Source organism: Clostridium sp. ETTB3 (genome assembly GCF_053571985.1).
The window spans coordinates 2,180,988-2,194,606 of sequence record NZ_CP199832.1 but is presented as its reverse complement, the minus strand read 5'-3'; the positions used below and the strand labels follow the sequence as shown (position 1 = coordinate 2,194,606).

The 13,619-nt window shown below is 26.8% G+C and carries 11 protein-coding genes; 6 read left to right on the top strand and 5 right to left on the bottom strand.

Annotated elements, in window-relative coordinates:
• The first annotated feature begins 17 nt into the window (after positions 1-17).
• The 3 genes from pulA to ACUN06_RS10750 all read left to right on the top strand — a co-directional run bounded on the left by pulA (position 18) and on the right by ACUN06_RS10750 (position 4,046).
• Positions 18-1,991: a type I pullulanase gene (gene pulA, locus ACUN06_RS10760; RefSeq protein ID WP_449389775.1), complete on the top strand. Its 1,974-nt coding sequence runs from the start codon at positions 18-20 to the stop codon at positions 1,989-1,991.
• Between the two features lie 107 nt (positions 1,992-2,098).
• A complete protein-coding gene (locus tag ACUN06_RS10755) occupies positions 2,099-2,944 on the top strand; it encodes a DUF4037 domain-containing protein (protein WP_449389774.1) in 846 nt (281 codons plus the stop codon).
• A gap of 40 nt (positions 2,945-2,984) precedes the next feature.
• Positions 2,985-4,046 carry an aldose epimerase family protein gene (locus ACUN06_RS10750; protein ID WP_449389773.1) on the top strand — a complete coding sequence of 354 codons (1,062 nt, stop codon included), beginning with the start codon at positions 2,985-2,987 and terminating at the stop codon, positions 4,044-4,046.
• Positions 4,047-4,073: 27 nt separating this feature from the next.
• Here ACUN06_RS10750 and ACUN06_RS10745 read toward each other — a convergent pair whose 3' ends face one another.
• From ACUN06_RS10745 to ACUN06_RS10730, 4 genes are read right to left on the bottom strand one after another with little or no spacing between them, the layout of a single operon-like run.
• Positions 4,074-4,511, bottom strand: coding sequence for a Fur family transcriptional regulator (locus ACUN06_RS10745; RefSeq protein WP_449389772.1), 438 nt, complete (start codon positions 4,509-4,511; stop codon positions 4,074-4,076).
• A 24-nt stretch (positions 4,512-4,535) separates the two neighbouring features.
• A complete protein-coding gene (locus ACUN06_RS10740; protein ID WP_291732819.1) occupies positions 4,536-5,378 on the bottom strand; it encodes a metal ABC transporter permease in 843 nt (280 codons plus the stop codon).
• Between the two features lie 2 nt (positions 5,379-5,380).
• Positions 5,381-6,175 (bottom strand): metal ABC transporter ATP-binding protein, encoded by a 795-nt coding sequence (locus ACUN06_RS10735; protein WP_449389771.1) that lies wholly within the window; start codon positions 6,173-6,175, stop codon positions 5,381-5,383.
• Positions 6,172-7,176, bottom strand: coding sequence for a metal ABC transporter substrate-binding protein (locus ACUN06_RS10730; RefSeq protein ID WP_449389770.1), 1,005 nt, complete (start codon positions 7,174-7,176; stop codon positions 6,172-6,174). Before ACUN06_RS10730 ends, ACUN06_RS10735 begins: the two co-directional genes overlap by 4 nt.
• A 335-nt stretch (positions 7,177-7,511) precedes the next feature.
• Between ACUN06_RS10730 and ACUN06_RS10725 the strand changes: the two genes are divergently transcribed.
• On the top strand, positions 7,512-8,819 hold the full coding sequence (locus ACUN06_RS10725) for an NCS2 family permease (RefSeq protein WP_291733221.1): 1,308 nt from the start codon (positions 7,512-7,514) through the stop codon (positions 8,817-8,819).
• Positions 8,820-8,894: 75 nt separating this feature from the next.
• On the opposite strand, the gene ACUN06_RS10720 is transcribed toward ACUN06_RS10725, so the two are convergent.
• Complete coding sequence (locus tag ACUN06_RS10720) at positions 8,895-9,335, bottom strand: MarR family winged helix-turn-helix transcriptional regulator (RefSeq protein WP_294125285.1); 441 nt, start codon at positions 9,333-9,335, stop codon at positions 8,895-8,897.
• Between the two features lie 182 nt (positions 9,336-9,517).
• On the opposite strand from ACUN06_RS10720, the gene ACUN06_RS10715 reads away from it, so the two are divergent.
• Together ACUN06_RS10715 and ACUN06_RS10710 are read left to right on the top strand one after the other, a co-directional pair.
• Positions 9,518-11,761, top strand: coding sequence for an ABC transporter ATP-binding protein (locus ACUN06_RS10715; RefSeq protein WP_449389769.1), 2,244 nt, complete (start codon positions 9,518-9,520; stop codon positions 11,759-11,761).
• Entirely contained in the window at positions 11,754-13,604 is a 1,851-nt protein-coding gene (locus ACUN06_RS10710) for an ABC transporter ATP-binding protein (RefSeq protein WP_449389768.1), read from the top strand. Before ACUN06_RS10715 ends, ACUN06_RS10710 begins: the two co-directional genes overlap by 8 nt.
• Positions 13,605-13,619: the final 15 nt, after the last annotated feature.

Sequence of the window (13,619 nt, the reverse complement as noted above, 5' to 3'; positions counted from 1 at the left end):
AAGAAGTGGGTAATGAGATGAAATTTAATGATGAGTTTGATAAAAAATATGGTTATAATGGAAATTTAGGGGTAATTTATTCTAAGGATAATTGTAAGTTTATATTATGGGCACCAACAGCAAAAGAAGTTCAATTAGTTCTTTATGGAAATAATGGGTATGAATATAACTGTAAACCTACAGATATTTATACAATGAATAAAGGGGTAAAGGGAACTTGGGAAATTGAATTAAGTGGTAATTTTAATGGATATTATTATAATTATTTAGTTAATGTAAATGGTGAAATAAATGAAGTTGTAGATCCATATGCAAAGGCTGTTGGAGTTAATGGAAATAGGGGCATGATTATTGACTTAAGTATAACAAATCCTAATGGATGGGAAAATGATATTAAGCCAAAATTAAAATCAGCAACTGATTCAATAATTTATGAAGCACATATAAGAGATTTATCAATTGATGAAAGCTCAGGGATAAAAGATGAATATAAAGGAAAATTTAAAGCATTAACTATTTTAGATTCATGCATTCCAGGAACAAATGTTAAAACGGTAGTAAATCATATAAAGGATATGGGATTTACACATATACATTTATTACCTGCATTTGATTATGGTTCTGTAGATGAAACAAAATTAGATCAACCTCAATTTAATTGGGGATATGATCCTAAAAATTATAATGTTCCAGAAGGTTCATATTCAACTAATCCTTATTTGGGGAATGTTAGAATAAAAGAATTTAAGGAAATGGTTAAAGCATTGCATGAAGCTGGAATAAGAGTTGTAATGGATGTTGTTTATAATCATACTTATAATTTAGAATCATGTTTAAATAAAGCAGTTCCAGGATATTATTATAGAAAAGATGAAAATAATGAATACAGTGATGCATCTGCATGTGGTAATGAAACTGCTTCAGAAAGATATATGTTTAGAAGATACATGATTGATTCAGTTATTTATTGGGCAAAGGAATATCACATAGATGGATTTAGATTTGATTTAATGGGAATACATGATATTGAAACTATGAAGCTTATTAGAAATGAACTAAATAAAATTGATGAATCTATAATTATATATGGAGAAGGCTGGATAGGTGGCAAAAGTCCTTTAAAAGAGGAGTTAGCAGCATTAAAGAAAAATACACATAAGTTTGATAAATTACAAATAGCAGCTTTTAGTGATGATTGTAGAGATGGAGTTAAAGGACATGTATTTTATGAAGAGGAAGCTGGATTTGTAAATGGAAGAGATGGGCTTGAAGAAACAATTAAATTTGCAGTAGTTGCTTCAACATCACATGAAGGTGTAGATAAAAATAATATAGTTTATTCAGAAGAATTTTGGGCTAATGAACCATATCAAACTGTAAATTATGCTTCTGCTCATGACAATTACACACTTTGGGACAAGCTTAAACTTTCAACAGTAAATTGTAGGGAAGAGGAGTTGATTGCTATGAATAAATTAATAGCAGGAATAATATTAACTTCACAAGGAATAAGTTTTATACATGCTGGGGAAGAAATGGCAAGAACTAAAGTTGATAAAAATGGAAATTTAGTTGAAAATAGTTTTGAATCTCCTGATGAAGTAAACAAGATTTGTTGGGATAGAAAAATTAAGTATAGGGATTTATGTGAATATTATAAAGGATTAATTTCATTAAGAAAAAATTATAAAGCATTTAGAATGGATACAAATGAAGAAATACAAAGGAATATTAAGTTTTTAGAAATAGATAAAAACTTTAAAGAAAATAATGTTGTAGCATATATTATTGATTCAAAGAATATAGATAGCAAGTGCAATAAAATTGCAGTTATAATAAATGCAAATGATGAAGATATTGATGTTTTTATAGATAATGATAATTGGAGTGTATTAGTTAATGAGGAAGTTGCAGGAACCTCAATAATCGAAAAGGTTGAAGGAAATAAGGTAAATGTTCATAAAAAATCTATTAAGATATTAATAAAATAATATACTATTTTTAAAAATATAATAATACATTATATAGAATGCAGCTAGATGATTAATCATATAGGTGCATTTTATATATTATGTAAATAAAAAAGGGGTGGAAGTTTATGGGGATGAACATGATTGTATATCAACTAGTTAATGAATTTAAAAGATTAGATGAAGTAGTAGCTATAACATTAGCAGGATCATGTGCAAGTGCAAGAAAAGATAATTTCTCAGATATAGATATAGATATTATTGTATATAAGGAAATATCAATAGAGGAAAGAGAAAGTATTGCAAGAAAATTTTCAGATTTAATAGAGATAAATAATACATTTTGGGGACCATCTGATGAGTTTATTATTAGAAATTCATCAATACAAGTGGATATAGCATATTTTGAATATTATTGGTTAGAACAAAAATTAAAATATGTTGTGGAAGAGTGTAATGCATCAGTAGGATATAGTACTTGCTTTTGGAACAATGTAATAAATTCAATAATAGTATATGATAAGGATAATAAGTTTAAAGATTTTCAAGAAAAATATAATATTCCATATCCTAAAAAGTTGAAGGAAAATATAATTAAAAAAAATTATCCTATTCTTAATGAAAGATTTTCATCATATTATAATCAAATAGATAAGGCTATAAAAAGGAATGATATAGTAAATATGCATAATAGGGTATCAGCTTTCTTAGATAGTTATTTTGATATAATTTTTGCGATAAATGAATTTCCTCATCCAGGAGAAAAAAGATTAATTAGTATTATAGAAAAAAATTGCAAAAAGGTTCCTAAAGATTTTGAAAAAAATATTAATAATCTTTTAAATAGTAGCATTAATTTTGATTTAGAAGTATTGAGTAATATTAATGATATTGTAAAGCAATTAGAAAAGTTATTGCAAGATGAAGATTTATTAAATCTTTGTGTTAATGTTTATAGTAAGGATAAAGAATGATATAATTAACTTTATAAGTATACTTAAATGGGAGGAAAAAATGGGGATATTAAAGAATAATATTGAGAAGGAAATTGATAATAAACATATATATATTTACAGTTTAGAAAATGAAAATTCTAAAATTGAAATAACGAATTTTGGAGGTATAATTTTATCTTTTATAACAAAGGATAAGGATGGCAAAAAAGATGATATTGTATTAGGATATGATAATTTTGAAAATTATAAAACAACTACAACATATTTTGGTGCAATAATTGGACGTTATGCAAATAGAATTGCTAAAGCTTGTATAGAAGTAAATGGAATAAAATATGATTTAGCTAAAAATGATGGTAATAATCATTTACATGGAGGAATTAAAGGCTTTAATAGAGTTGTATGGGATTCTGAAATATTAAAAGATACAGATGGAGAATATTTAAAGCTATCATATTTAAGCAAAGATGGTGAGGAGAATTATCCAGGAAATTTAGAAGTTGTTTTGGAATATAGGTTAAGCAATGAAAATGAATTAATTATAAAATATTTTGCAAAGAGTGATAAAGATACTATTGTAAATTTAACGAATCACTCATATTTTAATTTAAGTGGCCATGCATCTGGAGATATATTAAATCATAAAGTTAAAATTTATGCTACAAATATAACTGCTTCAGATAAGGAAAGTATTCCAACTGGTGAAATAAGAAATATAATAGGAACACCGTTAGATTTTACAAAGTTAAAGGAAGTTGGAAGAGATATTAATAAAAATTATGATCAATTAATTAATGCAAATGGATATGACCATAATTGGATAATAGATGATTATACAGGTAATTTAAAAAAGGCTGCAGAAGTTGTTGATTATAATAGTGGAAGAGTACTTGAAGTATTTACAACTAAGCCAGGGATACAATTTTATACGGGAAATTTTTTAAATGAAAATGAAATTGGAAAAGGTGGAGTTAAATATAGAAGTAGACAAGGATTATGTCTTGAAACTCAATATTTTCCAGATAGTTTAAATCATAAAGGATTTTCTAATGTAATATTAAAAGCTGGTGAAGAATATAATCATACAACTATATATAAAGTTAGTATTAAAAATAAATAATGAAATAAAAAGACCTAAGGAAATTGATTAATCCTTAGGTTTTTTTTTACATTTTTTACAGTAACCGTATACTTCTAACTTGTGATCAGTTATATCAAAATCCATATCTTCTTTTAGATGTTTTTCGTAAATACAAAGTGGGCAATCTGTTAAAGGGAAAACCCCTTTACATTGTTTACAAATTAAATGATGCATATGCTCAGAAGATGTAATTTCATATGAAGTTTTATTATCATCTCCTAATATGGACTTAGATATAATATTTTTACTGCTTAATGAATCAAGTATTTTATAAATAGATGATAAATTAATGGATATAGCATTATCTTTAAGCTTTAAATAAATTTCTTCTGCAGTTAAGGGGTAATTACTTTGGGCTATTATTCCAAGTACGGAAAGACGATGCTTTGTAACCTTTAAATCATTTGATTTAAGGAGATCATTAAAATTAAAATCATTATTCAATATAAATACACCTCCATAAAAATATTATAAAAATTTACGTCTAATAAATAAAGTTATAAAGAATATAACTGATGCAACAAGAACAATAGTTGCTCCTGTAACTGTATTTAAGTAATAAGAAATTATTAATCCAACAATTCCAGAAAAAATAGCAATTAAAATTGAAAATAAGTGATATTGACGAATATTTCTTGAAATATTACGTGATGCAGCGGCAGGTAATACTAAAAGTGAATTTATAATCAATAAACCTACCCATCTTATAGTTATTGTAACAATAACAGCAATAGTACAAGTAAAGATGATTTCAATTAATAAAGTATTCATACCACGGCTATTAGCTAGGGATGTATTTAAACTTGTAACAAGAAGTTTATTAAATATTAAGCTCCAAAGTACAATTATAGCAATAAAAACAAAAATTAATAAAATTATTTGATTTTGAGATATACTAAGTAAATCACCTACTAAATAAGAAGAAAATTTACTTAAACTACTTGAAAAACTCATAAGAACAAGTCCTAATGCAATTGATGTTGATGAAAAAACACCTATTATTGTATCTGTAGATGAAGTTCCTTTATTTTTAATTATTGTTATTGCAATTGCAAAGCAAATTGAAAATAAAGTAGCACCCCACATAGGATCAATTCCACCTAATAATATACCAACTGCTATTCCGGTAAATGCTCCATGTCCTAATGAATCAGCAAAGAAAGACATTTTATTGCTTACAACCATAGTGCTTAATAATCCAAATAATGGAGTAATTATTATAATAGCAATAAAGGCATTTTTCATAAAAGTGTGAGAAAGCCATTGAAAAGGTAAAATTAAATCAATTGCATTATATAATGTATCAAACATTTTTAAAGTCCTCCTGTTTTAGATGATTTTTCATTTGAATTATTAATTGATAGGCCAAATATTTTTTGTGTAGCAGGGTTGTTAAATACTTGTTTTGGGGTACCTGAGCAAACTACTGTACCATTTACAAGTGCTACACGGTCAGAATATTTATAAACTAAATCTAAATCATGAGAAACTAAAATAATAGATAAATCATAATTTTTCTTTATATCTAATAATATTTGATAAAATAATTCTAATCCATTTTGGTCTACTCCAGATACAGGTTCATCAAGCAAAAGTATATTAGGAATAGGATCTAAAGCAAGGGCTAATAATACTCTTTGAAGTTCTCCACCAGATAATGCACCTAATTGTCTATCTATTAAATAAGGAACCTTAACCCTGTTTAAGCTTTTTAGTACTTCTTCACGTATTTTTTTCTTTGGCTTAATCCAAGCTGGTAAAGAATTTTTGCAACAAACAAATAGATCAAGAACGCTAATTGGGGTACTTTTATCAAAAGTTAGATATTGAGGAACATATCCAATTATAGGTTGATGATAAGTATTGTCATTTTGTCCCATAAAAGAAAGATTTCCAGTATGTTTAACTTCACCAAGTAAAGCTTTTAAAAGTGTACTTTTTCCTGCACCATTAGGACCAATAATAGAAGTAAGTTCTCCACAGTGAATGTGGAGATTTACATCTTTAAGTATTTGATTGTTACCAAGGGTAACAGAGAAATTTTCAATTTTTGTACAACAAAAATTATTACAAGTATTATTTTTGTTAAAGTTAGATTTTTTTATCATTTTAACGCCTCTTTTAAAACATTAAGATTTTCTTTCATTTTATTTATATAATCATCATAAGCATTTGAATTTGAATCACCTGTTACAATAGGGTCTAATTCATAAACTGAAGCACCAGTTTCATTTGCTATAGTTTGAGCAACTCTAGATGAGTATTGTGGTTCAGTAAATAAAGCTTTTATATTATGCTCTTTTATAGTTGAAATTATATTTTCAATTTCCTTAGCTGATGGTTCAGAATCAGGTTCTATTTCAATAACACCAACTATATTTAAATTAAATTCTTGAGCAAAATAAGGAAATGCTTCATGGAAAGTAATTATATCTCTATTTGGTAAATTGTCTAATTCTGAGTGCATTTCAGCTTTTAAGTTTTCAAGTTTAGAAATATAAGTATTTGTATTTGCTTCATATAAATCCTTATTTTCTGGATTTAAAGTTTCAAGTTGAGATGCAATGTTTTTAACTTGATTAATATTTCCACTAACACTTACCCATACATGAGCATTGTATTCATGGTCGTGGTCATGGTCGTGCTCATGGTCATGATCGTGCTCGTGGTCATAGTCGTGCTCATTGTCGTGATCGTGGTCATGATCGTGATCATGAGTATTATCTTCTAAAAGATTAAGACCTTTACTTGCATCAATTATTTTAATATTAGGATATTGAGAAATTATATCTTCTAAAAAAGATTCCATTCCAGCACCGTTTATAACTAATATATCAGCATTTTCTAATATTTTTAAATCTTGGGGAGTAAGCTGATAATCATGTAAGCAACCTGTTTGAGCTTTTGTCATATTTGTAAGATTTACATTTGGAATATCTTTAACGATATTTAATGTAGATATATATATAGGATAAAAAGAAGTTACTATATTTAAAGTATTATCCTCATTTTTATTAATATTATTTGTATCTTGAACTTTATTACAACCTATAAGTAATAAAGAGGTTGTTAAAAGTAAAGATAGTATTTTAGCTAATTTAAATTTCATTGTTTGTCCTCCTAAAGTCAAATGATAATAATTTGCAATTATAATTAATATTATACTACTTTTATACTAAATGTAAATTAAAATATTTTATTGGTATAAATTATATTAAAACATTAAATATATAAAGTATATGAAATATAAAAAATGTGAATAAAGTTCAAAAAAAATAAAAAAATGTTCGTAAAAACTATTGGAATTTTTAAAATTTTTGATATTATATATAAGGTAATTAGTATTTAGGGATTATTAAGCAAATTACTTAGATAATTAAGGGAAATTTAAATATATTTAAATTTAACTATTATGTAATTAAAAATAAGAAAAAGGTGATTAAAGTGAATAAGTTTTTAGATAATTATTTTAAGCTTAGTGAAAATGGTACAAATACAAAACAGGAATTTATTGCAGGAATAACAACATTTATGACCATGGCTTACATATTAATTGTTAATCCAAGTATCTTATCTGCAGCAGGAATGGATGCAGGTGCAGTATTTACAGCAACTGCATTATCATCAATTATAGCAACATTAGTAATGGGATTATATGCAAAATTACCATTTGCATTAGCACCAGGTATGGGATTAAATGCATTTTTTGCATATACTGTAGTTTTATCTATGGGATATTCTTATCAATTTGCATTAACAGCGGTATTATTAGAAGGATTAATATTTTTAATATTAACGGCTTTCAATATAAGAGAAGCAATAGTTGATTCTATTCCAGTTAATATTAAAAGAGCTATTTCTGTAGGAATAGGATTATTTATAGCACTTTTAGGTTTAGAAGGAGCTGGCATAGTTGTTCATCCTGCTGATGGAGGAACCATAGTTTCTTTAGGAAATATAACTTCAGGTGCAGGGCTTTTGGCAATTATAGGAATTGTTATTACTGGAATATTAGTTGCAAAAAATATTAAAGGTGCATTATTCTTAGGAATGATAATAACAGCTATAATTGGAATACCAATGGGAGTTATAGAGCTTCCAAATAAGATATTTAGTATGCCACCATCTATAAGCTCAACATTTATGCAATTTGAATTACATAATATTTTTTCATGGGATATGGTAATAGTATTATTTACTTTATTATTTATGGATATGTTTGATACTATAGGAACTTTAGTTGGAGTTGCAACAAAAGCAAATATGCTTGATAAGGATGGAAAAGTTCCAAATATTAAAAAGGCACTTTTTGCAGATGCAATAGGAACAACAATGGGAGCATGTCTTGGAACTAGTACAGTAAGTACTTTTGTAGAAAGTGCTTCAGGTGTAGCAGAAGGTGGAAGAACAGGATTAACAGCGGTATCTACAGCATTTATGTTCTTTTTATCATTGTTTTTATCACCAATATTTGGAGTAATAACTTCTGCAGTAACAGCCTCAGTTTTAGTTATAGTTGGATTATTTATGATAGAAAATATAAAAGAGTTAAATTTAGAAGATTATACAGAAGCTATTCCTGCATTTTTAACAATAATAATGATGCCTTTTGCTTATTCAATTTCTGATGGTATAGTATTTGGTGTTGTATCATACATATTATTAAAATTATTTACAGGAAGATGGAAAGAAATAAGTTGGACTACAGTTGTAGTTGGAATAGTTTTTGTATTAAAATTTGTATTTATATAAATAAAAAAGCTCACTTCGATATTAAATTTATTGAGGTGAGTTTTTTGTTTTTTATACATAGTAATAAATATTAAATTAGAATTTTTTTATTATATTTAATATATTATTTAAAGAATGCGATAATATATCGATATCATCAGGTTGTAATGTAGAAATTTTATCTTTTATTATTTCTTTAGCATATTCTTTACTTTCTTTAAATAATTTTAAAGCCTTAGGAGTACTTTGAATTAAAACAACCCTCCTATCTGATGGATTGTAATCTCTAGTAACAAAGCCGTCTTCTACAAGTTTATCTATTATTGGAGTCATATTTGGTTTTGAAACACAAAGTTCATTAGCCATTTTAGAAATAGATGTAGGACCATGATGAATTAAATAAAATAAAACCTTTATATGTGAATGTGGAAGTGTAAATTTTTTCATTATAACATTATGGTTAAAAAATTCTTTATTTAGAGATAATAATAACATATATAAATTATCATATAAATCATTTAAATTTGAAGTACTCATGTTAGCCTCCTTTTATTGTAATGATAATATTATAAAATAAAAAAAAATAGTTTACAAGAATATAGTTATAAAATGAAAATAGTTGTAAAAATTTTAATATTTATATTGACTTAGAATAGTTATGAAAATATAATAATTATAAAAATATAAATATATTAATTTGAATAAGGAGAGGAGAGCTTATGCTTAAATTATTAAAATACTTGAAACCTTTTATTGGTTCAATGATAATTGCAATAGCATTTTTATTTGTTCAAGCTGTATGTGATTTATCATTACCAGACTATATGTCTAATATAGTTAATGTAGGAATACAACAAGGTGGAGTAGAAAATGCTGTTCCTAAGGTTATTAAATCATCAGAAATGGAAAAGCTTTTAATTTTTATGAATGATAAAGAAAAAGATTTAATAAATAATAATTATACTTTGTTAGATAAGAACAGTCTTAATTTTGAGGATTATAATAAAAATTTAAAAAAGTATCCTGAATTAGAAAATGAAGGTATTTACAAATTAAATACAAAAAATAAAGAAAAATTAAAACAATTAAATAAGGTATTTGGAAAAGCAATGATTGTTGTTTCAATGTTAGAAGCACAAGGGATAAATGGTATACCAGGAATTGCACAAGCATTACCTCCAGGAACTGATATATCATCTATAAATACTTTTGATGTTTTGAAAATGATGCCACAAGAGCAAATTGATGGTGTATTAAAACAAGTAGATGAAAAATTAGCTGAAATGCCAGAAAGTATGATAACACAAGCAGCTACAAGCTATGTAAAATCACAATATAAAGCTGCTGGAATTAATACAGATAAGCTTCAATCTAATTATGTAATTCTTGCAGGGTTAAAAATGGTGGGAATAGCTTTAATTAGTATGGTTGCAACCGTAATTGTGAGTTTTATAGCATCAAGAGTAGGTGCAGCATTAGGTAGAAATTTAAGAAAAGATGTATTTAATAAAGTTGTAGATTTTTCAAATACAGAATTTGATAAATTTTCAACAGCATCTCTTATTACAAGAACAACAAATGATATACAGCAAATTATTATGCTTATTATAATGGGCTTAAGAATTGTATTTTATGCACCGATATTAGGTATTGGTGGTGTTATTAAAGTTATTAACACTGGAGCATCTATGGGATGGGTAATTGGTGTTGCAGTAATTTCAATATTACTTTTAATTATAGTATTATTTTCTTTTGCTATGCCAAAATTTAAAAGTGTACAAAAGCTTGTTGATAGATTAAATCTTGTAACAAGAGAAAGTTTAACTGGAATGTTAGTTATTCGTGCATTTAGTACACAAAAATATGAAGAAGATAAATTTGAAGTTGCAAATAAAAATTTAACAAGAACTAATTTGTTTGTTAATAGAATTATGACAACTATGATGCCTTTAATGATGTTTATTATGAATGCAATTACATTATTAATAGTATGGGTTGGGGCTCATAGAATTAATGATGGTATTATACAAGTTGGTACAATGATGGCATTTATGCAATATACTATGCAAATAATTATGGCATTTTTAATGATATCTATGGTTTCAGTTATTTTACCAAGAGCAATGGTTTCAGCTCAACGTGTATCTGAAGTTTTAAATGTTGATATAGCAATAAAAGATTCAGATAATTTACAAACATTTAATCATGATGAAAAAGGAACTATTGAATTTAAAAATGTTTCATTTAGATATCCAGGTGCTGATGAAGATGTAATAAGCAATATTAGTTTTAAAGCTCTTTCAGGAAAAACTACTGCATTTATTGGTAGTACAGGAAGTGGTAAATCTACATTAATTAATTTAATTCCACGTTTTTACGATGCAACAAAAGGGGAAATATTAATTGATGGTGTAAATATTAAAAATGTATCTCAACATGATTTAAGAGAAAAAATAGGATTTATTCCTCAAAAGGGGCTTTTATTTTCAGGTACAATTGAAAGTAACTTAAAATATGGTGGAGATTATATAACAGATGAAGATATTTTTAAGGCTTCAGAAATTGCCCAAGCAATGGAATTTATAAGTAATAAAGAAGAAATGTTTAATGCAGAAATTGCTCAAGGTGGTACAAATGTATCTGGTGGACAAAAACAAAGATTAGCAATAGCTCGTGCAATAGCTAAAAAGCCAGAAATATTTATATTTGATGATAGTTTTTCAGCATTAGATTTTAAAACAGATGCTAAATTAAGAAAAGCAATAAATACTGAATTAAAGGAAAGTACACTGTTAATTGTTGCTCAAAGAATAAGCACTATAATGAATGCAGATCAGATTATAGTACTTGACGAAGGTAAGATTGTAGGTAAAGGAACTCATAAAGAGCTTATGAACAACTGTGAGGTTTATCAGCAAATAGCTCTATCACAACTTTCAAAGGAGGAGCTTGAAAATGAGTAAACAAAAAATGAGAGGCCCAATGGGAGGAGGTCCTATGGGCGGAATGGGACGAGGCGGAGAAAAAGCAAAAGATTTTAAAAAGACAATGAAAACTCTTGCACAATATTTAAAGTCTTATAAATTATCAATAATAATGGTTATAATATTTGCTATTGGTTCTGCTGCATTTTCAATTGTGGGACCAAAGGTATTAGGAAAAGCAACTACAGAAATATTTAATGGATTAGTTAAAAAGGTTACAACTACTAATGCAGAGGGAATTAATTTTACTCGTATAGGGCAAATAATTTTATTCTTAGTTGGTTTATATTTAATTAGTGTAATTTTCTCATTAGTACAAGGATGGGTAATCTCAGGTGTTGCTCAAAAGGTATCTTATAATATGAGAAAAGAAATAAGTGAAAAAATTAATAGAATGCCACTTAGGTATTTTGATACTAAAACTCATGGAGAAGTATTATCAAGAGTAACAAATGATGTAGATACTGTTAGCCAAACTTTAAACCAAAGTTTATCACAAATATTAACATCAGTAACTACACTTGTTGGTGTACTTATAATGATGTTTTCAATAAACTGGATAATGACATTAGCTTCATTAATTGTAATTCCTATATCAGCAGGATTAATTGCTTTTGTTGTAAAAAAATCTCAAAAGTATTTTAAAACTCAACAAGAATATTTAGGTTATGTAAATGGACAAGTTGAGGAAGTTTATTCAGGACATAATGTAATGAAAGCTTTTAATGCAGAGGAAAGAGAAATAAATAAATTTGCACAGCTTAATGATACACTTTACAATAGTGCATGGAAATCACAATTTTTATCAGGTATGATGATGCCTATAATGACTTTTGTAGGTAATTTAGGATATGTAATAGTATCAATACTTGGTGGATGGTTAGCTATAAAAAAGGTAATTGAAGTAGGAGATATATTATCTTTTGTTCAATATATAAGATCATTTATGCAACCTATTGCTCAAACAGCTCAAATAGCTAATGTGCTTCAATCAACTGCAGCAGCTGCTGAAAGAGTATTTGAGTTTTTAGATGAAGAAGAAGAAACTTTAGATATTAAAAATCCAGTAAGTACTAAAGAAATAGTAGGAAAAGTAGATTTCCAAGATGTACATTTTGGATATAATTCAGAAAAAACTATTATTAATGACTTTACAGCTCATATAAAGCCAGGACAAAGAGTTGCTATAGTAGGACCAACTGGAGCTGGTAAAACAACAATGGTTAAACTTCTTATGAGATTTTATGATGTTAATGATGGTGCTATTTTAATTGATGGTCATAATATTAAGGATTTTAAAAGAAATGATTTAAGAAAAATGTTTGGTATGGTTCTTCAAGATACATGGTTATTTAATGGAACTATAATGGAAAATTTACGTTATGGTAGATTAGATGCTACTGATGAAGAAGTTAAAGAGGCAGCTAAAGCAGCACATGTTCATAGTTTTATAAAAACATTGCCACATGGTTATGATATGGAACTTAATGAAGAAGCAAGCAACATATCACAAGGACAAAAACAATTATTAACTATTGCCCGTGCAATATTAGCAGATCCTAAAATATTAATACTTGATGAAGCTACAAGTTCAGTTGATACAAGAACTGAAGTATTAATTCAAAAGGCAATGGATAATTTAATGAATGGAAGAACAAGCTTTATAATTGCTCATAGACTTTCTACAATTAGAGATGCTGATTTGATTTTAGTTATGAAAGATGGAGACATAGTAGAGCAAGGAAATCATAATGAATTATTAGCTAAAGGCGGTTTTTATGCAAATCTTTATAACAGTCAGTTTGAAGCAGCAGAAGCTTAAAATTAAATAAACTTT

What these genes read in the sequence shown, in the direction of transcription:
- pulA (WP_449389775.1), top strand. Translation starts at nt 18, where the DNA reads ATGAAATTTAATGATGAGTTTGATAAAAAATATGGTTATAATGGAAAT.
- ACUN06_RS10755 (WP_449389774.1), top strand. Translation starts at nt 2,099, where the DNA reads ATGGGGATGAACATGATTGTATATCAACTAGTTAATGAATTTAAAAGA.
- ACUN06_RS10750 (WP_449389773.1), top strand. Translation starts at nt 2,985, where the DNA reads ATGGGGATATTAAAGAATAATATTGAGAAGGAAATTGATAATAAACAT.
- ACUN06_RS10740 (WP_291732819.1), bottom strand. Translation starts at nt 5,378, where the DNA reads ATGTTTGATACATTATATAATGCAATTGATTTAATTTTACCTTTTCAA.
- ACUN06_RS10735 (WP_449389771.1), bottom strand. Translation starts at nt 6,175, where the DNA reads ATGATAAAAAAATCTAACTTTAACAAAAATAATACTTGTAATAATTTT.
- ACUN06_RS10730 (WP_449389770.1), bottom strand. Translation starts at nt 7,176, where the DNA reads ATGAAATTTAAATTAGCTAAAATACTATCTTTACTTTTAACAACCTCT.
- ACUN06_RS10720 (WP_294125285.1), bottom strand. Translation starts at nt 9,335, where the DNA reads ATGAGTACTTCAAATTTAAATGATTTATATGATAATTTATATATGTTA.
- ACUN06_RS10715 (WP_449389769.1), top strand. Translation starts at nt 9,518, where the DNA reads ATGCTTAAATTATTAAAATACTTGAAACCTTTTATTGGTTCAATGATA.
- ACUN06_RS10710 (WP_449389768.1), top strand. Translation starts at nt 11,754, where the DNA reads ATGAGTAAACAAAAAATGAGAGGCCCAATGGGAGGAGGTCCTATGGGC.